This window comes from Bacillus sp. BD59S (genome assembly GCF_007363175.1).
Classification (GTDB): domain Bacteria; phylum Bacillota; class Bacilli; order Bacillales; family Bacillaceae_G; genus Bacillus_A; species Bacillus_A pacificus.
Genome location: NZ_CP034684.1, coordinates 1 through 22155 on the forward strand (window position 1 = coordinate 1; position 22155 = coordinate 22155).

The window sequence follows — 22155 nt, forward strand, 5'->3', positions numbered from 1 at the left end:
ATATTCTCAATCGATACACCGCCCTGTCTACTTTTCCTTATTATACCATTGGAAGAAGGCTAGTAGTGACTTGAGTTATAACTGTATATTCTATACATGTAAAGTTAACATAACGCAACATTATCGGCAGCAAGGACAAAGAGGTTCCCTTACTCTCACAAAGGCATCTCCTTTTCTTGTTCTATGGCTCTATGCATTTTTTTATACATTCCTATTCTGGCGCGGTTTTCGGGTTCTTGCTTGTTAATGAGATTAGCCAAAAAACTGTATAGAATCTTGCATGCTCTTAGCGTGGTTTTTTTCCAAAATGCTGGCGATACACCATTTAACGTTGAATCATCTCGAAATTAAATGAAGGTTGATGTTTTGCCGCTTCTTCTTCTCTTCGATTTAATTCATTTCTAATGAATGGAGATTCCGTTCTATGAATTCCACCTATATGGTCTGGAATTTCTAAACTATTTGCATAACCCGAAATTTTAATCCAAGAAAAATTTATATTTTTCCTCACGCTATTTCTACTAAATTGTAGTAATTCTTTATTCGTATCAAAAGACTGAAAAATAGAAATTTCTCTATCTAATTCTTTAGTTTTTGGTTCACTCATATTTTTAGCATGTATTTTTTCAACATAATTACTTTTTGTAATCTGATTAAAAAAAACATTATTATAAGCATTTAAATACAGTAAGTCATTTATTTTATCGACTTCTCTAGCTTTCTTTAATATCAAAATACCATTATTCTCATCTGGAATATCATAAGCACGCTGATCATATAGTAAAATACATTTTTCAGGAGAAATAGGGAAAAATAATTGTATACCTCTAGTTGGATAACCAAAACCAGATTCGTAACCTTTATTTACATAAAATGAGTTATACCTAACTAAAGGGTTATCTGACGTTATAAACTTTCTAGCTCCAGTTTTCTCTATAATTAAAAGCGGCTTTAAATCCATTAAAACCGGGACCATTTCTAAAGAAAGTTGTATACCTAAAATAGCGGATTGCTTCAACCCAATTGTAATATCATCCAAATCAGCATCTTTAAATTCAGGCCTGTTTTTTAATATAGTCTTCATAATAAAATCAACCATATTATTATTGGAATCTGCAAACTTCAAATTTCTACCCTCACTAACAAGTAAAAATCTAATTAAATGCCTATACTCTTCTGTAGATTTTCTAGGAAAAGTATCAGTTTCCAAAATCCCTTTTAATATAATCGCAGCTTTTCGCTCAATCTCTTTATCTAAAAAATTTTCAATTTCATTATCTGAACCATAAAAGTTATGCTTTTGACACATATCTTTTATTGAAGCATTTGGAATATACTTAGCCTTAACAATATGAAAAGTACTTATAGATCTAGCTGTAGTTGAAAAATTCCTTAGATAGAATTGTGGAACATAATGTTGTCTATTTTTTTCCGCCATATTTCCCCTACCTTATACTAAAATACGTTTACTATAATACTAAAACACATATTAAAAACATAATCTAATACTATGTTACCTAAAAATTTCACGTACTATACCAGATGTGTAAAACCAAATCTTGCAATAAGGCCTATTCTACCATCCATCCCCTTATCCTCTAACCAAGTAAGTTGTAATTTCTTTATTTATTCCTCTATCTTAGTAAGCAATTCCCCCAGAGCTTAAACAATCTCATGTTTTTCTGCTTTTCTTCGCAATTATTCTTGACTGAAGGTCTTTAGGGTCTTTATCATGTGGGAACGATTATGGAATACGGCTGGAAGGCAGATTTATCCCCTACTTTGAAAGACTACAAAAAAGTAATCGATCAAAATAGATGGATAAGCGTCTTGTTTTCGCCATGCGGTCACTTATAAGGTATCCGTATGTATAGACCCTGTTCACTCAGCGATTTTCACCGCATACATCCTTTTTCTATGGCTTGTCCTTGTAATATCGTCCCTACACGACAAACTGAATGTACTCCCTAGCACCGTAATGCTAACGATAACCACCCGAACCTTTTAGAGAATCGTCCCTGGGTAAGTTCTCACCCACCCTCACCAGAAGAACAGGATTCCGATGAGGGGTGCTGTTTTTGTAGGCGCATACTCTGTACCCCCTGCACGACCAACAGCTAGCCACGCGCGTAACACGTTCCTCCTATATGTATAGCAGCACGGAATTACGGCTTATCAGTTTTTATTTACGTGGTTTCAGGCAATTCCACGCGAACCAAAACAAAAAGGCATCTCCAATTCCTAAATGGCCTGTACATTCACAAGACTTCTAGGTTTAGAGATGCCCGTTATATATCTTTTGGACTACAAAATAATCAATTCTAGCATTTACTAGTTGATATTTATCCAAACAATAGATAAAATGGGTATATCAAAGAAGCCTCGTGAAAAGGCATAGTTGTTTAAGGTTAGTGGTGGTACACTACTTAAACGTTAACACTGTCGGTTAATACAGTTTTTTCTAGTCAAGTGGTGGTACACTTGCTAGAGCAAGTCATTCCCGCTAAAGGTTGGTAGCCATTAGCATACGGGAGTGGCTTTTTGTTTTGTGTTCATATTCAATTGTTTTTTTATATCTTTCAATCTTCATGATCTTCGTTTATGTAAAATATCAAATTGTGTTTTGTTTTGTAGAATGTTGCTTGTTGTTTATTACGTTACAACAAGCGTTACCCTTTGTAAACAGCGAATTTGCGTACTTTTTTAATAATATCCCTATTTCCCTATTTCCCTATTTCCACTTATAGATATAGGGATATTTCCCCTTTTCCCTATATCTATATTTCCCTATTTTCTATATTTTTTCTTTTCCAAATTACTCTACGAAATTACATATTTATTTCTTCTCTCTCTCTACTTCATACATTAAAGGAATCTTTTAATACCAACGTTTTTGTTATTAATTACTAACTCTATGATTCTATTGCATAACCCAAATATCATTGTTATAATTTCTTTGAAGATATAGAAATATCCCTATTTCTATAGTTAGAAATATCCCTATTTCCCTATTTCTATTTTTCCCTATTTCTATAAAGGGATATAGGGAAATTTCAAAAACTATAACTGGAGTGTTAAAAATGGCCATTACAATTACGGTAGGTAATTACAAAGGTGGAGTCGGTAAAACCACAAATGCTGTATTGAACTCTTATGAATTTGCTAAAAAAGGCAAGCGTACATTACTTGTTGACCTTGATCCACAAAGTAACGCAACAAAATCTTTAATGTTAACAAAATCAATCCTTAATCCTGATGAAATCGTTACTGTTGAAAAAACATTAATGAAAGGTATACAAGAGGGTAACTTGGATGGATTAGAAGTAGAAATTACGGATAACTTATATTTAATTCCTTCTTACGTTGATTTCCAGGACTTCGCAAAATTCCTTTATAAAAATTGTGCTTCAGAAGCTGAAGAAGATCATTACTTTAAAGGATTACTTGAAAAAATCAAACATAAATACGACTACATATTTATTGATGTTCCTCCAATGTCGCTAGAGGTTACAAAGAACGCCGTTGTAGCTTCTGATTACGTTCTAATTGCTTTGCAAACGCAAGAACGTTCTCTAACCGGGGCTGAGAATTATGTTAATGAGCTTATCAAATTAAAAGAGCAATATGATCTTGATATTGAAGTAGTCGGCATTCTTCCTGTTCTATTAAAAAACAACGGTAAGGTTGATGAATATATCATGGAAAATGCGCGTGAAATTTTCGGTGAAGAAAACCTATTCAAAAATATCGTCCCTCAAATGGAACGTATTAAACGATTTGATGTGAATGGTATTACTGAAAAAGATAGACATGATATGAATGTAATTGAACTATACGAAACGATTAGTGATGAATTGTTATCTCGTATTGATATGTTCGAAAAAATGAAGGTTGGTGTGTAAAATGGCGAGAACTCCTGGTTTACTAGGTAGAAAGAAGAGTAACTTTGAACCTACTGAGCCTTATGTACCAGAGCAAGGACAAGCTGTAGTGGAAAATAATGAAGTGCCAGCTGCTCCTTCTCAACCTAAGACAGAAGAAAAACAAGTAACTCGAAAAGAAAAAAGAAACGAAAAAACTGAATCAAAAAAGAAATTTAAAAACCAACAAGGTAGCATTAAAATTTCTAATCAATCCAAAGAAGAATTAGAAGTATTAATGAAACTTACAAACACAAAATTTGCTTATGAAATCATCGATTTGCTTATAGATAGATATGTAGAAAATGAGCTAACAGCTGAACAGAAACGGAAATTCAAGCTCTTAACAGAGATTTAAAAATATAGAAATATCCCTATTTAGAAATAGGGATATTTCTATATTTCCACTTTTTCTATATATAACACAAAGATTGTTTTAACAGTTTGAACTAAAATACTACATAGGAGTGGTCAATTTGGATAAAAAATACTTAGTGACTGTGAAGCCTGTTCAAGATAATCCTGTAACAAAGAAAAAGAATTCATTGTCAGCAGCAGACAGAAAAAATATAAAAGTATCGCCTGAAACACTTAATAAAATAAAAACTATTTGCACAATAAAAGACATGAAAAATTATGAGCTTATTGATGAAATATTAGATTACTACATTACTAATAAATTGAATGCACATGAGCAGAACATTCTAATTGACATAGTTTCTGACAGAAAATAAGCCCTACTTTTTGTAGGGCTTCTCGTTTTTTCGTTTTGAGAACGCTATAAAATCCTTAAGTCGATGGGCATGAGGTACCGCCAGTATTTTTGAAAAAACCATACTAAGCAAAAAACTGCAATTCTATTATCTGTTTAAGCTGAAAAGATATAGAAAAACAAATTATTCTTTATACCTATTTACGGGTTTCCAATCATCACTCCCCTTTTTTTGATAATATGTAAAGTTAAAAGGATAAGGTACTTCATTACCATCACTTGTTTTGGAATTAGTTAAAACTCTCAATTCGACAGTCCTCACCTCACATCACTATCAGGTAAATCCTCCTTACTATCAGATATAACCTGAACTCCCTCAATTTTATAACTAACTATTGCCTCTTTTTTAATTTCCTGTTCTAATGATTGTTTAGCCTGCTTCTTCGCATCACTTTCAATCTCCTGGAATTCGCCTCCAAATAATCCTGATATCGTTTTAAATACGAAACCAATTACAAAAATAATCCCTATTGCCTTCCAAATTTTCTTATTCAACCTGTTTTCTCCATTCACTTTTTAATATTTAATTCATTTTTACCATATTTTGTTTGCTATCTAATACATTTTAGTATTAATATATAACGTATTAAAGTTGAAAACCACAAAAACATACATTAAATTAGTAAAAAACGTTTCTATGATTCCTTCTAATACACTATTGCCTAATTATTAGTATCAAAAAAAGGGGATCCCTACTCTAACTAGGAATCCCCTTTTTTCTATAACTCTATTTTGCCGTGCATCTTCCTGCTCTCACCAAAACTTCCACCACGGCTTTTTCTGCTCTTTCGCTGCAGCAACCTCATCCCGAAATTCCTGCATCAATCTCTTCGTTTCTTGCATCTCACGTAATGTCTTCATAAGCGTCTCATCCCGCGCTTCCAATCGTTTTTCCACTCGTTCATTATGCGCTTCTACGGTCGCTTTGATTTCCTCGTTGCTTTGCTTCGCCTGCTCACTCAATCGCTTCTCCATCGCTAACATACTTTGATTCATTTCTTGCGCCATAACGCTGTACTGCTCCTGTAATTGCTGTTTAATGTGGAATGGCACCAAATCCTTTTCCTCAGCTTCTTCTTGAATCAGATCCGGATTCACTTTTTCTATTTGCTGCGCAATCATCTTCGCTGCCTTCTCTAGCGTCATACCGTCATGCTTACTCAGTTCAATTAGCTTCTCAATCACCATAATGTCACTATCTGTGTACTGGCGTCTGCCGCGATTATCCTTCTTCACTGCGAATCCCTCGCGCAACAGTACTTCCATATACTTTCTAAGGGTGCTATCACTTATTCCTAGTCGTTTGTATACTTCACTAGCAGAATAAACAATTTCGTCCGTCATAACGTCACAACACCTCCTAGTGACAGTATTCCATGATGTTTTATAAATTCCTGCAATAAAAAAACCTATGCTGTGCCTTTAGTTTTTTCAAATTCCTGAATTAGTTTCTCCAATTCTTTAATTTTATTATCTTGATCAATTACCAGATTAGACATTTCGTCATACTTATCCGAGCGTTCTTTTAATAAATCAAACATTTCATCAAGATCTTTTCTATACTTTCTTTTTTCATCAAAAACACTTCTTATATTACTAAAACCAATTGTTATAAACACAAATCCTAATGCAATTACACTTGATGTAGTGCTCATTCTATCAAGAGTTTGTTTATCTAAAGATGTTATAAAATTAAAGTTTGGATAAGCAATAATACTGATAGCTGCAAATGCATACAAAAATAAATCTAAATAAAATAGGAATCTATTGCGTTTTTGATTATTAGAGTTAACAGATAAATTTTTAAAACAATCAGCTAAAGTTAAAAAAAGACCAGCTAGTGAAATTCCAGTTACTAAAGCTGGACTTATTTCTGAATTTCCAAACATAGTATTTAACCCTAAATAGATTATTGACATCCCTATGCATACTGTCACCTTATCGGTGTCCCAAAAATTCTTCATAAATCAACTACCTCACTTAATATTTATAATAAATTGATTATATAATATTAAACGGCCTAATTAATAAATATTTCTAGTGAGATGGCGCTACATTGCCTTAGAAATTTCAACAAATAACCTCATAAACAATGGAATCATTTGAACAACTATATAGCCGATACCTGCCCTTGAAATCAGACTGAATCCCCGTTCCTGGCTACCAACCATAATAGATAGACCGCCGCATAACGCTACAACGGATATAATAGAATCAGCAGTTAAAAAAGCTTGCAAATAAAAAAAGAAGCTGTCCCATAAGCAGTGAAACCAATTTATGAGCAGCTCCTTTAAATGCCCTATGCAAAAGGACCATTTAAATCATCTATAAGTAACTTTTACTATTTTCGTTTTCCAAGCAAAACATTTATATGATAGCCATCCCTATAAATTTCAACATTGCGACCATCCAATTCTATTGTTCGAGAGCTTGCAGTAGGATTTTGCATTATATTGTACAGATAATCTCCTTTAGTTGGTAGGAGGTTTTTTAGGATTTTTTTCACAGGCTCGTTTAATACAGGATCATCACTAGAAATAAACATTTTATATGCTCTGTCATCGTCAGAAGAAAATTCAAAAGTCATAAGGTTATTATATGCTTTACCATCTTTATCATATCGGTAGTTATATTGGGTTTTTTCAAATCCAGAATCAATCAATATATTATGAATTTCTTTATAATTATGCTCATCCCCATCTTTCTGAGGAATAGACTCAGGAACAAAGTTAGGGTTTACAAAAATTGCATTATACATAAATTTTGCAAATTGTTCCCTTGTTACATTCATTTCTCCGCCATATTGATAGTCTCCAATTCCGTTTGTGATGCCATTACTATACAATGAACGAACAGAGTCTTTTGCCCAATGATTATTTGAAACATCATGGAAAAGGTCGTTTGTTTTTACAGCTAAATGAAAAGTATTTTGTAAGATAACAGCCATTTCGTATCGAGTTAATGTATCATCGGGTCTAAATTTGTCAGTATTGTCCCCTTTCATGATTCCTGCTTGAACAACTGCTTTAATACTGTTTTCAAACATATGGCCATGGATATCAGAGAAATTTTTGATTGTAGATCCATTGTTTTCTAATTTTAGGTATCTTGAAATAATCGCAGATACTTGTCCACGAGTTACATTGTCTCCAAAACCAAATCTTCCGTTTCCATAACCACTAATTACCTTTTTATCAGCTAAGTAGTTAATAGAACTTTCAGACCAATGCCCACTTGGTACATCAGTGAAAGCTGCAGTTTGTGCATGAGTATTCGTTGTGCCGAATAGCGTAGCGGTAATTAATCCTGTTACAAGTACATGTTTAAAATTCATTATAATTCCTCCTAAGTATATAAAACAACGGATATAACTCTTTTTTCATTATATTAATATATATAATTATATAAAAGACGTCAACGACTTTCGTACTACAACGGGCTATCCGTTAGGAACTGCTTTAATTAAGAAAATAACTAGCGTAAAACCACTTCCTTGTATTCTGTTTTATTTTTTTGAAAAAAACCTCTTCATAAAAGAACATACATTCGCATATAATAAGAACTAACGTTCTGTTATTTAGGGGGAATAACGGTGTATGACTATTCAATATTGCCAAATCGAATTGTTTTATGTGTAGATCTTCGTTCGTTCTATGCCAGCGTATCGTGCATAAAAATGGGATTAGACCCACTTCATACTAAATTGGCTGTAGTTGGTGATGTGAATAGGAGTGGTTCGATTGTTTTGGCTGCAACTCCACCATTAAAAGCATTAGGCGTTAAGAAAATGGCAAGATTGTATGAAATACCACGACGTAAAGATATCCTTGTGGTAAATCCAATTATGAGTACTTACATAAAATGCTCTAATTTCATCACGAAATTAGCTCTGCAATACGTTCCTGTAGAGGACTTCCACCAATATTCCATCGATGAGTTCTTTATGGACATTACGGATAGTATTCATTTGTTTGCTAACGATCCATATGAGTTTGCGTTGAAATTCAAACGTGAAATATATGCAAAGACAAGAATTGAATGCACGATAGGCATTGGTCCTAATCCTTTAATGAGCAAGGTTGCCTTAGATGTGGAGGCAAAGAAAACGAAAGATTGCATAGCATACTGGAAGTACGAAGATGTACCCATAAAATTATGGCCAATTCGACCACTTAGTAAGTTTTGGGGGATTTCGGGTAAGACAGAAGCGAAGTTAAACCGAAAAGGAATTCATTCAATCGGTGACTTAGCGCAATATCCACTGAAATACTTAAAGCAGAGCTTTGGGGTCATTGGCGAAGAACTACACTTACATAGCAACGGCATTGATTTTAGCCGTATATCAGAAAAATATGTTCCAGCAACAACTTCTATTGGGAAAAGCCAAATACTCATGCGTGATTACACCATAGAAGAATTCCCGATTATTCTACTGGAACATATTGAGGAAGTTTGTTATCGAATGCGAAGGCAAAACAAACTAGCTCAAACTATCCATTTTTCTATTGGTTATAGTAAAAATTACGCTGGTGGTTTCAGAAAAACTCATACTATGAACCGACCTACCAATTTAACAATGGATATATATAAAATTTGTACATATTTTTTACATGAGTTTTATACTGGGGAACCCATTAGAACCATCAATGTTTCTTTAACTAACTTAATCAATGAAGGCGAAGAACAAATCTCACTATTCGATAATGTAATACAACGAGAAAAAGAAATGAAACTAACTAAAGTAATGGACGAAATACGCACTAAATTTGGAAAGAACAGCATATTACGGGGAATTTCGTATACAAATAGTGCAACAGCAAGATACAGAAACACATTGTTAGGGGGACATAAAGCATGAACAACGCTAATATGCCAAAGGGAAGAGGAATGGTTAAATGGACTCCATTCGCAGCGATGCCGGAGCAATTCGCTGGTATCCGTGAAATAGTTAAAGAAAAAACGAAGGTAGAACGACCTATATTAACTCAGGATGAACAAGAACTTATTGAGAACATGCTATTATGTTCATTGTTATCTGAGGAAGAAATACTGATTACATATTACGAAGGTGGTTTTTTGCTTACTAACTATATGACCGTTGTTGACATTGATCCGCTGAATAAATCTATAATTTGTACGGATGCATTTTATAATAATATGACTTTGAAGTTTATTGATATTATTGATGCAAAATAACCAGGGATCCACATAGTGGATTCTTTTTTTTATAAGACTCTATATCATTTTTTATAACAGTTTAGATGCCAGTAAATCTACTTTATTTATAAAGTTATAAATGTTAATATATTAACATAAAAATATATAGAGGTGTTTTTAGTGAAAAAAGCAAGTCTGTTACTAACTACTTTTGCAATGATTCTGTCATTTTTCATTCCTAATCTTGCAAGTGCTAAATCATTCCCAGATGTACAAACTACTCATTGGGCGTACAAAGAAATTAACTATTTAACTGAAAGAGGAATTATCAATGGTACTCCAGAGGGTTATTTCAAACCTAGCGATAATGTAACTCGTGGTCAAATGGCTGTAATGTTAGATAAAGCGTTAGATTTAAAAATGCCATATAACTATAAGGACACATTCCAGGATATTCCGGCTGATTCCTATTACTATGATGCTGCACATAAATTAATGCATTACGGTTACATAGCTAATAGTTTTAATTTCTCTGGCGAACGAGAATTAACACGCGCAGAAATGGCTGTAGCACTCGTTAAGGCTTTTGATTTAAAATCGACTGGAGCTCACGTTAGATTCAAAGATGTTCCATTTACTCATTGGGCATATGACTATGTTGTAATTTTAGCTCAAAATAACATTACTGTTGGATTCCCAGATGGCTCATTTGCACCTACAGCAAAAGTTACTCGTGAACAGTTCGCTGCATTCTTGGCACGTTTGCAAGAACCAAGTTTCCGTCCAGTTCGTAATAAATAAGCGTTATTAATTAAACATAAAAAAGGTTTGCTCAGATTAGAGCAGACCTTTTTTTAACCTTACTTCACATATAAATAGATTTTATTTCACATAAATATTATTATACTAATCTAAAGTTTCCGTATTTACATTTTTTTCTTTTTATCTCATAATTTTAATTGGGGAAAGGGAGGAAATAAATGGTTCAAATCAAAGTGACACCTGAAATGCTAGAAGAAGTTGCTAATCGTGCAAATAATACTAGAATCGCATTAGAATCTATACATAATAATTTATGTAATGAAATAGATCGTTTATGTTTTCAATGGATTGGTGCCTCTAATCAACAATTCGTTCAAATGTTCAATGATGCGAGACCAAAAGCTTTTACATCTATCAATTCAATTATACAAGTGGAAGAAGATTTGAAACGAATTGCCGAAAAATTCCGTACCACAGATTCTTCATATGACGAAAACCTTAAAGAAGGAGCAATGTGTGGTAAGTTAAATAGTGAGAAAAATGATGGATCTTTACGTGACAAGGTTTGGCATGGTCTCAAGGAAACTTATGAGGATCTTAGTAAAGTAAAAAATTCCGATGAGTCTTTATATGATAAATTTAAACATGGTATCGATGCAGCTTATAAAGATGTGAATAAAATAAAAGACACTATAGATGATGAAATCGAATCTGCTTTTGAAAAATCTGGATTAGGTGTCCCCTATCACTTAAAAAAGGGAATGGGCGACGCTATAGGTGATGAATTATTAGGACTTGCAGATGCAGTTATCCATCCCATTGACACATTTAATAACACGATTGAAGCCGTTTCTCACCCAGTTGAGACGTTCAATGCGATAAAACAAACAATTTCTGATTCTTGGAATCGTGATGTTACCAATGGGGACTCGTATAGTGGTGCAGCATGGTACGGAAGCGCGACCGGTCATACTATATTGGCTGTTGGACAACTATTCGTAGGAACAAAAGGCGTAGATAAAATCGCAATGTTGAACCCTGGCACAAAATTAGCTGAGATTTCACGAACTGCTAATCAAAGCTTGCAAGACGCTGCATCCTTATTCAATCGTAATCAGTTTGCTTTCGCTGGTGGAAATAATATACGCTCTGTATTTGATACACCTGATTTTAGAGCAGCTGAGGAAAAGCTATCGACCCATCAGTTTGCTACAGGAGAAAATACCACTACTGTGAAACCCGGTGATAGCAGTTCGCTTACTCCAGGTGGCGGACTAGCCGCACATGAAGCTAAAGGTGGGCATTTACTTGAACGACATGTAGGAAAAACAGATGAAGAACTATTGCAAAGAATACAAAGTGATACTAGAATAGCAGGTGCATCTACTTTTACTGATAGGGCATCAGCTGAAAAAATAGCGGCTACCGTCTTGAATAACCCTCGTAATCAAGTGCGCATTCAAAGTTGGTTAAATAGTCCAAGAGACAATAATTTAATTTTACGTTATCAAGGTACTGAAATAATTGGACGAGGTGTAATAAGAGGTTCTACAACAGTTGAAGATATGTCAAATGCAAAAATTGTACTGAAGAAGGATAGAAATGGAAGTTTTATTTTAACTGGATATCCATCTTGATAATAGGAGGAAGATTATGTTATTAGAAGACAATTTCGATAATCTCGAAGATGATGAGGTATTTCAATTTCTAGCTGGTACTTTTCACCAAGATACTTTCTATGAAGAAGCGCTCCAAGAATTACTAGAAGAGGTATCAAAAGAGTATTTGCAAGATGCTGTTATTTTTCTAACTGAATTTATTCAAAGCGATTATAGTAATACAGAAAAAAATGAATACATACGTTATTCTGCAGATGGAATATATTTTGATGGATTAGAAGTAACACCATTAGAATGGCTTGAACAAACAGTTAAAACGATAAAACAAGCATTAAAAAATAATTAGTAAAAATTGACCGCCCTTAATAGGCGGTCTTTTGTTCATATTACTTCACATACACATAGGCTTCATTTGCAGTTACATAGTATGTTTTACCTTTACTATTGTGTACTTTGTATTGTGGTGATCCATTCACATTTACTTTTGCATCAATAGTAAACCCTAATTCTGCATCTACAGAGCCAGCAACATCTTTATCCTGCCAAGATGGAGCATCATAGAAACGTAGATTGTTAACCTTTGAAACAACACGCTTCCCTACAATAGAAGAATCCACTGTGCTTTTCTTACTAAACTTCACATAAGATGGATCATTTTTAATCCATTGCTCACCGCCAAGGTTTAACCAACCATCCTTTTCAGCCCATACAACATAAGCTTCTGGTTTGTTTAACTGACGAATCTTAGAATAGCTTGTACCAGGTCCTTTACGTAAATTCACGTTATAACCTTCAATATAAGCAATACCACCTGTTACAGCCGTTGGAACCTCCGCTGGTTTAGATGGCTTATCAGGAACAGAAACTTCAACATTAGAGTTATTGTATGCTCGTTGTACATCAGCACGGAATTGGGCTTCTGATACACCATGAGACTTTAAGTAATCAAGTGGGTCTTCATGATCTGTACCGCCAAGATATTTCGTCACATCGTAGTGAGTCCACAATCCTTTTTCTACTGATATTTTACGGTCACGAAGGATTTTAGCCAATAATTTCACGTATTTATCATAGCTACGTTTGAATTTTTCATAATCTCTTGTTTCACATAACTCCACATGAACAAATTGTTTATTCGCCCCTGGTCCAGCTCCATAAGCGATGTATTTCGTATCAGCAATTTGGATTGTTTCATTCCAATCAACTGCGTAATGTACAAATGCCGAGCGCCATGTACGAGACTCATATTTTTGAATGTTAATAGCTGACGCTTCTGGAGTTGCTGTACTATGCGCCACAACGCCTTCATATGCACCAGCACCATTACGGTATGGTTGTTTAGGTAAATCAGGAATAATAAGCGTTCTATCAGCAAAAGCTCCTGTAGCAAAACTTAACAGGAGCAATAGAGTCATAAATACAGAGGAAGCCAGTTTGATTGATTTTTTCATTCAGCATCTTCTCCTTTTTCTTCGTGATCTGTCCAAATACCAAGTAATACACCTACTGCAAATACATAGGGGAGCAACTCTTCAATAAAGTTCTTTGCTTCAGGCATTCCGAATTTCGTAAATAGAAATCCGACCAATGAAAAAGCCGCAACCCAGGTACGCCAGTTGCGGAATCGTTTTTTGATATTCTCTTTTGACATATTACATGCCGCCTTTCATTAGTAACCCCAATAACCCAGCTACAATTGCTCCGATGATAATTCGTAAAATCCAAGTGGTATTGGCGCTGATTTTTTCGAGCTGTTTATTAATATTTACAATGTCCTTTTCATTGACAGTGGTACGTGTTTCTAAATTTCGAATGTCCCGCTGCATATCTTTCTGATCTGACTTAATTTGTTGGATCTCTTGCTTTAAATCTTGAATTTCTTGCATTGGTTCAGCTCCTTTTCTAAAAATAAAAAAGCCTGCTATAAGCACGCTTCGGTTTGTTGTAAAAGCCGTATTTTGTTCAAAATAAAAAGACCAGTTAATTACACCTGCTCTTTGTTCTCTAAATCAGCTATTCGACTATGCAAATCAACAATTTGCTCTCCTAAATTCGGAATGACTTGCTTTATTTTATTAATTTCGTGTTCATAATCTGGTGTATCTTGTATAGGCGCTGCGAATGCTATTGGCACTTCTGTTTCATCAATAGTTGGCGGCTTCTGACTTTTGATATCTTCAAGTTCTTTCTGAATATCAGCTAATTGTTGTTTTATTTTTTCTAACTCTGAAAGTTCTTCAGGCTTTGGTTCCTCTGGTTTCGGTTCAGCCGTCTTGACCCATTTACCATCTTTAAATAATGGATAATAGATACCATCAGGTGGAATATCTAAAGTGCAATTTGCAGGAATGTCCGGTTCATAACCTATAACAACATCTTCTTCGTATGGTACTTTAATTGTTTCGTACTCTACATGTTCCATTACACAATCAGGGCAATCATACTTACTGATTGGAGAATCTTCATCCTCTTGAGCAGGTACATAAGTACCGTCCTCTATGGATTGATGTAGCTCACAAAGTTTTTCTTCTGTGACAATCTCTTTTGTTTCTTCTCGATAGAAAGTTTGTTTCTCGTATATAGGTTTCTCTTTTAAAGGAATTGTTTCAGTGTATCTTCCTTTATCATCATAAGAATACCCGTATAGTAACGCCATAAAGTTTCCTCCTTTTAGTTCGTCACAAAAGTCTGAAGTATTCTGTAACGTTTCCCTTTAGTGTCCAAATGGATTTCCCCGTTGAATCTAATTAATAATCTAGACATGGTTCCGTCGGTTGATGCTACATCTGTAGTGAGGGAACCTATCGGACGTAGCCCTTCAGGAAGTGTTGTCATTATAGGATTCGTTGAGTCGGCATTTCGAGTTACGTCCAACATTAAGGTAACAGAGTTTCCTCTCCTAACGATATTCTGAACTGCCCCGCTTGTAGGAGTGAAATCGTTAGTGATTATCAAGTTTGTAGTCCCGTCTTTACTGTTAGGAGTCAACTCCACCCAAGGTTGCCAAACACTGTTATTCATTATCCTGTAGAATTTTCTAAAAGATACAGAATTCAATAGGGTTGCCTCTTGCTTGACATGGACCCCTGTACCATGTGCGACTACCTCAACATAGAAATACTGAGTCATCCCTTCAGGCGCATTTTTAAGGTTAGATCCCGAGTAGTACCCTGAAGAGGTAATAGTGTCCAAGTCTGAACCATTTATCCCAAATGCTCTCCCGTTAGGTTGTACAAAATTAGCGTAGATATCAGCTTTCTTTACGAGGTTTGTGTCTGCTTGCATGTTGAAATACTTACTAGAAGGATCGTATCTGAATATGCCTTGTGCCGCTACATCTGACCATGCATACCATATACCGTTACCGTCTACTCCCAAGGAAGCCACTGTAGCAGTTTTAGCAGCGTTAAGGAATCGGAATATTTTCCCTTGTTCTATACGAAGGTCACCTGTCATAGTATCTCCAGATTTCTTAACTGCCCCCTTCGCTAATTCACCTGCTGCAATAATCCCGTCAATATCTACATTCTTAAGTTTCTCACCTGCTTCAATTGCTTTTTGAATTACCGGAAATTCATTTGTAGATTTCATCGCATCATCAGACATTATTGATTCATCTACTATAAATGCGAACATACAAGTTTCAATTACCTTGTTATTCGGGAAAGTGAATCTCAATTGTGCAATGACATTACCATAGGCAATCAGAGTTTGTGTACTTAAAACAACATAGTACTTACCCTGCATTTGATTCACATTCTGCACATCTTGGAATACTCGCTTACAATCAGGCTTTAAGAATGCAATTTGTACACCTGTTGCTGATGAAAAATCTGTTACTACTTTGTCATGAGTAACATTGATTAATAGTTTGGCAGAATTTAAATCATTCTGATAAAACCGGATGAGCTTTAGTTCCTCTTCTTTTACATTGAATTCCTTATGCTGCATAGTATCAATTGTTATTTCTCTTATTTTAAGTATTTCTGCCAAATTCACTCACCCCTTTATGATAATCTTTGTTCTAATAACGCTAATCTTTCTTCAAATGCTTTGATTTTAGTCTTTAAATCATCAATTTCTTTATCTTTCGCAAGCTTTTCCTCCTGAAACGCTCTAATCTGAATAGCTAAAGATGAATATATCTCAGCGGCATTTCTTTCTTTTGTAACAAAACACTCAGGATTATTTTCATCATCTGCAATCCAACCGTATCTAGTGGTAATATCCTTTATAGTTAATACTGTCTCGTCTTCTTGACGATTCATCCGCATTTCATACAGCTGTTCCATATCCGTTTTCAAATTGTATTGTTGAATATTTAACGCCATAATTTTTTCTAAAGCACTGAACTGTACATCTCGAATGTTTGTTTTATATTTGCGTTGCGATGAAGTTTCAAAATTACTTGCTACTACAGGGGAATAAGAAGTACCTGAACCGGATTTAACTTGTAATTTACCAGCATAACCAGGCACTGATCCATTTCTAAGTAGTACTGTTTGAAATCGTAAATCCGTTTCTCCATTGTTATCCACTACATCAAGCATATTTTTTTCGTTTAAGCTGAAAACAATAGCGGTTCGACTGTCTATCAATACACTTTTATTTCCGCCTTTTAATCCGATACCATCAGTAGCTTCTACCCAATACGATCCACCATTTGCGTAATTATTTATACCTTTACCCGAGTTAACGGTTACAGACCCATTCATGCCACCCTTTAGGATTAAATCGCCTGATCTTCTAAACATAACTGAGCTTACGAAATACGGGTCTCCGTTAGAATCTTTACCGTTTATTATTCCTAAGAATCCTTGCGTTGGTTGTTGACTAAGAACAACAGAGCCATCTTGAAAACTTGAATCCCCACCTAATACAATCGTTGGCTGTAGTTGATTGACGGAATTCGTATAGTACCCAAGGTATAGCCGTGTTAAATTCGACTCCATCAAGCGTATAAATTGTTTTTCGATATGAACGTAGTTAGACCCGCTATCAGTACGCAGTGTAGAACCTTTAATTTCTCCTGCTAAAATTCGTTCTGCAACAATACCTCTGCCTGTAATCGCGTTCCTAAAGGTCATTCCTCCGTCAGTACTTACGCCTAATCCGGCACTATTCAAGACTACAACATAATTGGGATTATTCTTATCCTTCGCAATTAATCCTTGTGGTGTGATGTCTAATTCACTAGTTACGCCTAAAATCATACTCGTGACGTTTGCAACCTCTGTTGCCATTGCGTTGATTGGGAGCTTTTCTCGCCCCTCTATCAAATCATTAATTGTTTTAGCAGCATGATCTAAATTAGACTGATACCTTTTGGTAATGTCTTGATTTCCAAACGTTAATTGGACATCCAGTATATTCCCACGCCAATCACGTAATACACTCCGATTTACAACGCGTACTTCTGCATCCAATCCAATTCTTTCATCAATAAGAAATACCCGATCACCAAGTCCACTCTGAGCAATCGGGTATTTCTGTTTCGTTAAATCGTGTATATCAGCAGTTACGCTAATTTTTAAACTTTCATTTACAATTGTTTTTAAACCACTATCCATTGTTGCAGATAATTTTATGCGACCGTCTTTTAAAGGTGGAGCATGACGCACTCCGATTCCAGGAATACTTGCAAGCGGTGATGTATACTCACGAATCAATTTAGCACCTTGCCATCCATCTTCTTCTGTAAAATCACCGTACCCTTTAGCGTATGTCCAAAATCCTGATGCATCAACTTCTTGAACTATATTAGAAGCATTCAATCTATGGCGGTACATGACATTCAAGTCAACTCCGATTTGCGGTTCAACAGTTACAACCTTGCCGAGTACCTTAAATTCTGCCCCATAACGATTCAATGCATCTTTAAACATTTCAAGTCGGGTAGATCCACCACCGAATCCTTCCCATTGTAAAGAGTTGTAACTACCATTCAATTGATAAACATAGCCACTTCCATTGAAGATAGTTGCAAAGCAAGCATTTGCAGTAAAGGATTGATTATATTCTTCATACACGCGGCTATTGTCGAAATCATCATAAAATTTCGGTACCGCTTTAATCTCAGCAGTTAATGTTTGTCCTTCACCCTGCTTCTTCAGGTAAACAACTTTGTATTCCGTTTCATTATCATCAACTAAAGTCCACATTTCTGAGAGTCTATTAAGAAATGTTAAATTTACTTTATTAGGAGGTATCTTTGCAGAAAACACACAATTCCCATTTAATTCTTCTTCAATTAAATAAGTTGTTTGTGTTATATACTCTATATTTTCTAAATCACGTACATACATATTAAATCACCTCACTTGTAGTAAAATCTAAAATCGAACTCTATTGTTGCTGAGGTGCAATTAAACACTTCTAAACTATTCCATCCTGGTACAAGCTCAATGAAATCCTTCTTTGTATTCCTTAAAAAGGATAACCCGTTCCTACCTATATTCGGACCTGAGTAAATAATGGTGTCTGTAATATATAAAGCTGACGTTATTGTTGCAGTGCTAAGATTTGTATGATTCTTAAGCATAAAACCTGCTGTACTACCAGCTACGTCACTAATTGTTATTTTTAATTCTTGTTCAAATGGATGGACTGGAACATTACCAGGATTATAAATAAAAAATTGTTGTCCTGCTACGGCCTTGTGCTTATATATCTTTGAAGCAGGATCACTGATAATTCCCATACCTGCTCCCCATAATCCACTCCTTGGATTAACTCCATCACGTTGAATATCTAATGATTTACCAATCGATTCAGCAAATGGCAAATCTGCTGTTTCAAATTCCAATTCACCAAATCCATATTTAAGTTGCTGATCTATATCGAATGTAGCGGAGATATTTACTTTATATCGTTTGCCACTAACAATCAGATTATCTCCATTTTGATACTCTAATCGTCGTAATTCCCGAATATAGAAAGGTTCTGTACTTAATATTATTTCAAATAGTTTATCCCTCGTTATCGCTACATCTAATAAATCCTGCGCTTTAAAATAAAAGGGTACGGTTATAGTCCGTACCCCATAAGTAGATCCTGTACTGATTCTTCCGTTTGCTCCCTCTACATTTATATAGGTAGGACGCATTTCAATCGATCCCACACGGAAGTCCTGCACCTGGACGTTTATGTCAGATAGTTTCATAGTTTGTCCATTCATTCTTGTGATTTGTACGTCCATTAGAAATACCTCCTTACTGTGTTTTCGACTGCATTCCCTTCATTTACATGAGGTCGTACAATACGTCCTACTGTTTCGCCTTCCATAACAACTTGTAGATTATCTAATTTGTCACCTAGATTTTTAACTGCAGCTGCCACTAATCTAGTATCATTTTGACTTGCCACATTAGCTGATTGGGAGTTAATCATTGCTTGTTGCCCGAAATCTGATGATGAATTAACACCAGCTACATACGATGGAGCATTGTAACTTCCTGAAATAGAAGGAATCACAGAAGCTACTACACTACCAGGAAGAATATCGCCCATTTGAATTGAATCGGTCAAACTAGAAAATCCATCTTTAACAGCAGTTGCCATATCTAATGCAGTACGTACTAGCGGGTTTATCATACTATCCATTCCCTGATCTAAACCTTGTCCTACGTATACACCTATATCTCTCATCACACGTGAAGGAGAGTGGATACGGAAAAATCCAGTAATAGTATCCTTTATGGAACGACCAATATTAAATACCTGATCTATCAGTTTATTGGCGTAACTATAAATACCATTAATCATTCCGGATATTATTTGTTGACCAATTGTGAAAAAATAGCCTACAAAACGTTGGACTGTATTTACCGCTTGTCCTAGTACCCATCCAATTGCCGAAACCACATTATTCATTTTATTTTGTATTCCACCTATAATAGCGTCCCAAATTCCAACAAAGAAATTTTTGAACATACCGCCCCAACTTTGCGCTAGACGGGTTATAGTTTCTAATTTTGAACCGAAGAATACATATAAATCTGCAAGGGCATCATTCCAAATTTTCTTTATATCTCCCCAAAATTTGCCGAATAATCGACCTATGTCATCACCAAATTTACCAAGCCACTTTAGGACTCTCCCGACACCCCATAATTGCAGGTAACCCCAAATCGCTTCTAGTGCTCCGAACCAAATTTCCTTAACCCCTTCCCAAACTCCAGCCCAATCGCCAGTAAAAAGGGAAGAAAAAACTTTCACGATTCCGAGTATAACTTTTAGAATTCCTTGTATAAAATCACGTATCGCTTCTAGCGTTCCAATCACAATCTCTTTAATAATCGGCCACGCAAATTGGAAAACTGCGACTATAATCGGCATTACCGATTTTATTATTTCACTCGCTATGGACCAACAATCGGAAAAGGCTTGTTTTATCTGACTACCGTTTTCTAACCAAAATTGGGCTATTTGAGTTCCAATCGCAGTCATGAAGGACCAGATTTCACTTAAAAATTCGCTTATTACTTGCTTGATAGACGATACAGTATTAACAACCGTTGTAATTGTTGCCTGATTCATCCCTAGAGATTTTAAGAATGCTGTTCCGTTTTCTTCATCACCTGCGAACAACGCAAAAATGCCTTGCATGAATACTGCAAAGCCCGAAAAAACTTGTTTAATTGTTTCAATTACCCCTCGAACTGTTTCACCAAATGATATGATCGCTCTAGTATTCTCTGGTGACATTCCTAGTGAAGTGAGCATACTAGCTGCACCATCACTATTTCCTTGTAAAACTTGCCAAAACGCTTTAAAAAAGGTTATCACGTTATTTACTGCGTTCCTAAATGGTTCTATATTTTTATAAGCATAAGTAAACCCTAAAGCTAAACCTGTGATGGCAGCTGCTAGCGCCCATGCTACGGGACTTGCCATAGCCAACACCATCACCGCTGGTTTAATAAGCATCCATAAAGCAGCAAACGCCGCTCTATACCCTTTTAATAGTCCCATTCCTGCACCTAATGGCAGCAATAGGAGTGTTAAGGCTGGAACTAACATCATTGTCCCTTGGATGAATTTTGCTAAAGTAGGATGTGCTTCATTAAATGCGATGACCATTTTTGCCATTGTGTTAACAAAATTATAAATAGGTATCATTAAAGCAGCAAAAGCATCCCTCATTGGCTGTAACGCTTCAGTAAGTGACTCCATCATGTCTTTATATGCTTTTGCGTATTTAGGGTTCATTTCCATATTAGCTTTATGCAATTTTCCATAAAACATAACTGCTCCAGCACCAACGACTAAAAATGCTTGTCCTATTCCCATAACAGATTGGTTAATAATACGAATTTGATCATTTAACTGCTTCATATTCGCGGTAGGTCCAAGAAATTCTAAAGCTAACTGAGCAGCACTACTTCTATTCGCTAATCGTTCCATTGCATTTGTTGCTGCTAAAGCACCTCTAGAAACGTTGTATAATGGATTACCCATACGTTGTAAATTACCTTGCAGTTTACTTGATGTTGTAGACATATTGTTCAACATACCGATGGTTTGCAAAATACTAGCTTGTTTCATTCTGTCTAGTTTCATAATTTCATCATTCGCGGCTTTTTCTGCTTTACCAATTTTGTTAACTTGAGCAATTAAATCCTGGGCGCTACCAGAGTATGTTGCCATGCTCATAGCAGCATCTAAATAAGCGAGTTTAGTTCGTTTTAGTTCTTCAATATGAGGCTTCATAGCTTCTCGTTGTTCGTATTTCATTTGCCGTAATCGTCGACTATATTCACTGTTAGCATTCCCCATATTTTCAATACTACGTCGATATTCTCTAGAGCTTCGACTGGTTGATGTAACAAAATCGTTCATTTCACGACGCATCTGTTGAATCTCACGACGCATTTGATCAGTTTCAGCCCTAAACTGAACAACTAATTCTTCTTGTGTGGCCAAA

General features: G+C 35.4%; 20 protein-coding genes and 1 pseudogene. 8 read left to right on the forward strand and 13 right to left on the reverse strand.

The genetic code is table 11. The features are described from left to right. Nucleotides 1-325 precede the first annotated feature (325 nt). Nucleotides 326-1438, reverse strand: coding sequence for a DUF4238 domain-containing protein (locus EKQ63_RS00005; protein WP_143880470.1), 1113 nt, complete (start codon nucleotides 1436-1438; stop codon nucleotides 326-328). Nucleotides 1439-3080: 1642 nt separating this feature from the next. On the opposite strand from EKQ63_RS00005, the gene EKQ63_RS00015 reads away from it, so the two are divergent. From EKQ63_RS00015 to EKQ63_RS00025, 3 genes are all read left to right on the forward strand, one after another. Beyond that, entirely contained in the window at nucleotides 3081-3902 is an 822-nt protein-coding gene (locus EKQ63_RS00015) for a ParA family protein (RefSeq protein ID WP_071715615.1), read from the forward strand. Between the two features lies 1 nt (nucleotide 3903). After that, on the forward strand, nucleotides 3904-4278 hold the full coding sequence (locus tag EKQ63_RS00020) for a DUF5388 domain-containing protein (RefSeq protein ID WP_143880471.1): 375 nt from the start codon (nucleotides 3904-3906) through the stop codon (nucleotides 4276-4278). A 118-nt stretch (nucleotides 4279-4396) separates the two neighbouring features. Further along, entirely contained in the window at nucleotides 4397-4654 is a 258-nt protein-coding gene (locus EKQ63_RS00025) for a hypothetical protein (RefSeq protein WP_143880472.1), read from the forward strand. A gap of 296 nt (nucleotides 4655-4950) precedes the next feature. On the opposite strand, the gene EKQ63_RS00030 is transcribed toward EKQ63_RS00025, so the two are convergent. From EKQ63_RS00030 to EKQ63_RS00050, 4 genes are all read right to left on the reverse strand, one after another. Then, nucleotides 4951-5187, reverse strand: a complete 237-nt coding sequence (locus EKQ63_RS00030) for a hypothetical protein (protein ID WP_143880473.1) — start codon at nucleotides 5185-5187, stop codon at nucleotides 4951-4953. A gap of 258 nt (nucleotides 5188-5445) precedes the next feature. Then, nucleotides 5446-6036: a DUF3967 domain-containing protein gene (locus EKQ63_RS00035; protein WP_143880474.1), complete on the reverse strand. Its 591-nt coding sequence runs from the start codon at nucleotides 6034-6036 to the stop codon at nucleotides 5446-5448. A gap of 65 nt (nucleotides 6037-6101) precedes the next feature. After that, on the reverse strand, nucleotides 6102-6656 hold the full coding sequence (locus EKQ63_RS00040; RefSeq protein WP_143880475.1) for a hypothetical protein: 555 nt from the start codon (nucleotides 6654-6656) through the stop codon (nucleotides 6102-6104). A 377-nt stretch (nucleotides 6657-7033) separates the two neighbouring features. Further along, nucleotides 7034-8026 (reverse strand): S-layer homology domain-containing protein, encoded by a 993-nt coding sequence (locus tag EKQ63_RS00050; RefSeq protein WP_143880477.1) that lies wholly within the window; start codon nucleotides 8024-8026, stop codon nucleotides 7034-7036. Between the two features lie 258 nt (nucleotides 8027-8284). Between EKQ63_RS00050 and EKQ63_RS00055 the strand changes: the two genes are divergently transcribed. The 5 genes and pseudogenes from EKQ63_RS00055 to EKQ63_RS00075 all read left to right on the forward strand — a co-directional run bounded on the left by EKQ63_RS00055 (nucleotide 8285) and on the right by EKQ63_RS00075 (nucleotide 12576). Further along, entirely contained in the window at nucleotides 8285-9550 is a 1266-nt protein-coding gene (locus EKQ63_RS00055; RefSeq protein WP_000272608.1) for a Y-family DNA polymerase, read from the forward strand. Then, entirely contained in the window at nucleotides 9547-9888 is a 342-nt protein-coding gene (locus tag EKQ63_RS00060) for a YolD-like family protein (protein WP_061403132.1), read from the forward strand. Before EKQ63_RS00055 ends, EKQ63_RS00060 begins: the two co-directional genes overlap by 4 nt. Nucleotides 9889-10029: 141 nt before the next feature. Beyond that, nucleotides 10030-10635, forward strand: a pseudogene (locus EKQ63_RS00065) (S-layer homology domain-containing protein); the annotation flags it as partial. Between the two features lie 194 nt (nucleotides 10636-10829). After that, entirely contained in the window at nucleotides 10830-12248 is a 1419-nt protein-coding gene (locus EKQ63_RS00070; RefSeq protein ID WP_143880583.1) for a WXG100 family type VII secretion target, read from the forward strand. 16 nt (nucleotides 12249-12264) lie between these two features. Then, nucleotides 12265-12576 carry a contact-dependent growth inhibition system immunity protein gene (locus tag EKQ63_RS00075; protein ID WP_000923399.1) on the forward strand — a complete coding sequence of 104 codons (312 nt, stop codon included), beginning with the start codon at nucleotides 12265-12267 and terminating at the stop codon, nucleotides 12574-12576. 40 nt (nucleotides 12577-12616) lie between these two features. Here EKQ63_RS00075 and EKQ63_RS00080 read toward each other — a convergent pair whose 3' ends face one another. From EKQ63_RS00080 to EKQ63_RS00115, 8 genes are all read right to left on the reverse strand, one after another. After that, nucleotides 12617-13681 carry an N-acetylmuramoyl-L-alanine amidase gene (locus EKQ63_RS00080; protein ID WP_143880479.1) on the reverse strand — a complete coding sequence of 355 codons (1065 nt, stop codon included), beginning with the start codon at nucleotides 13679-13681 and terminating at the stop codon, nucleotides 12617-12619. Then, nucleotides 13678-13881: a hypothetical protein gene (locus EKQ63_RS00085; RefSeq protein ID WP_143880480.1), complete on the reverse strand. Its 204-nt coding sequence runs from the start codon at nucleotides 13879-13881 to the stop codon at nucleotides 13678-13680. Before EKQ63_RS00085 ends, EKQ63_RS00080 begins: the two co-directional genes overlap by 4 nt. Before the next feature lies 1 nt (nucleotide 13882). After that, nucleotides 13883-14116 carry a hemolysin XhlA family protein gene (locus EKQ63_RS00090; protein ID WP_097851804.1) on the reverse strand — a complete coding sequence of 78 codons (234 nt, stop codon included), beginning with the start codon at nucleotides 14114-14116 and terminating at the stop codon, nucleotides 13883-13885. Between the two features lie 98 nt (nucleotides 14117-14214). Then, nucleotides 14215-14886, reverse strand: a complete 672-nt coding sequence (locus tag EKQ63_RS00095; RefSeq protein WP_143880481.1) for a hypothetical protein — start codon at nucleotides 14884-14886, stop codon at nucleotides 14215-14217. Between the two features lie 14 nt (nucleotides 14887-14900). Continuing rightward, nucleotides 14901-16229: a BppU family phage baseplate upper protein gene (locus EKQ63_RS00100; RefSeq protein ID WP_308902478.1), complete on the reverse strand. Its 1329-nt coding sequence runs from the start codon at nucleotides 16227-16229 to the stop codon at nucleotides 14901-14903. Between the two features lie 8 nt (nucleotides 16230-16237). Next, entirely contained in the window at nucleotides 16238-18535 is a 2298-nt protein-coding gene (locus EKQ63_RS00105) for a tail tube TT1 domain-containing protein (protein WP_143880482.1), read from the reverse strand. An 11-nt stretch (nucleotides 18536-18546) separates the two neighbouring features. Then, nucleotides 18547-19428, reverse strand: coding sequence for a phage tail domain-containing protein (locus EKQ63_RS00110; RefSeq protein WP_143880483.1), 882 nt, complete (start codon nucleotides 19426-19428; stop codon nucleotides 18547-18549). Next, nucleotides 19428-22154 carry a phage tail protein gene (locus EKQ63_RS00115; RefSeq protein ID WP_143880484.1) on the reverse strand — a complete coding sequence of 909 codons (2727 nt, stop codon included), beginning with the start codon at nucleotides 22152-22154 and terminating at the stop codon, nucleotides 19428-19430. The genes EKQ63_RS00110 and EKQ63_RS00115 overlap by 1 nt, the downstream gene beginning before the upstream one ends. Nucleotide 22155: the final 1 nt, after the last annotated feature.

What these genes read in the sequence shown, in the direction of transcription:
- EKQ63_RS00040 (WP_143880475.1), bottom strand. Translation starts at nt 6,656, where the DNA reads ATGAAGAATTTTTGGGACACCGATAAGGTGACAGTATGCATAGGGATG.
- EKQ63_RS00015 (WP_071715615.1), top strand. Translation starts at nt 3,081, where the DNA reads ATGGCCATTACAATTACGGTAGGTAATTACAAAGGTGGAGTCGGTAAA.
- EKQ63_RS00095 (WP_143880481.1), bottom strand. Translation starts at nt 14,886, where the DNA reads ATGGCGTTACTATACGGGTATTCTTATGATGATAAAGGAAGATACACT.
- EKQ63_RS00070 (WP_143880583.1), top strand. Translation starts at nt 10,830, where the DNA reads ATGGTTCAAATCAAAGTGACACCTGAAATGCTAGAAGAAGTTGCTAAT.
- EKQ63_RS00050 (WP_143880477.1), bottom strand. Translation starts at nt 8,026, where the DNA reads ATGAATTTTAAACATGTACTTGTAACAGGATTAATTACCGCTACGCTA.
- EKQ63_RS00075 (WP_000923399.1), top strand. Translation starts at nt 12,265, where the DNA reads ATGTTATTAGAAGACAATTTCGATAATCTCGAAGATGATGAGGTATTT.
- EKQ63_RS00005 (WP_143880470.1), bottom strand. Translation starts at nt 1,438, where the DNA reads ATGGCGGAAAAAAATAGACAACATTATGTTCCACAATTCTATCTAAGG.
- EKQ63_RS00110 (WP_143880483.1), bottom strand. Translation starts at nt 19,428, where the DNA reads ATGGACGTACAAATCACAAGAATGAATGGACAAACTATGAAACTATCT.
- EKQ63_RS00060 (WP_061403132.1), top strand. Translation starts at nt 9,547, where the DNA reads ATGAACAACGCTAATATGCCAAAGGGAAGAGGAATGGTTAAATGGACT.
- EKQ63_RS00080 (WP_143880479.1), bottom strand. Translation starts at nt 13,681, where the DNA reads ATGAAAAAATCAATCAAACTGGCTTCCTCTGTATTTATGACTCTATTG.
- EKQ63_RS00105 (WP_143880482.1), bottom strand. Translation starts at nt 18,535, where the DNA reads ATGTATGTACGTGATTTAGAAAATATAGAGTATATAACACAAACAACT.
- EKQ63_RS00020 (WP_143880471.1), top strand. Translation starts at nt 3,904, where the DNA reads ATGGCGAGAACTCCTGGTTTACTAGGTAGAAAGAAGAGTAACTTTGAA.
- EKQ63_RS00085 (WP_143880480.1), bottom strand. Translation starts at nt 13,881, where the DNA reads ATGTCAAAAGAGAATATCAAAAAACGATTCCGCAACTGGCGTACCTGG.
- EKQ63_RS00090 (WP_097851804.1), bottom strand. Translation starts at nt 14,116, where the DNA reads ATGCAAGAAATTCAAGATTTAAAGCAAGAGATCCAACAAATTAAGTCA.
- EKQ63_RS00035 (WP_143880474.1), bottom strand. Translation starts at nt 6,036, where the DNA reads ATGACGGACGAAATTGTTTATTCTGCTAGTGAAGTATACAAACGACTA.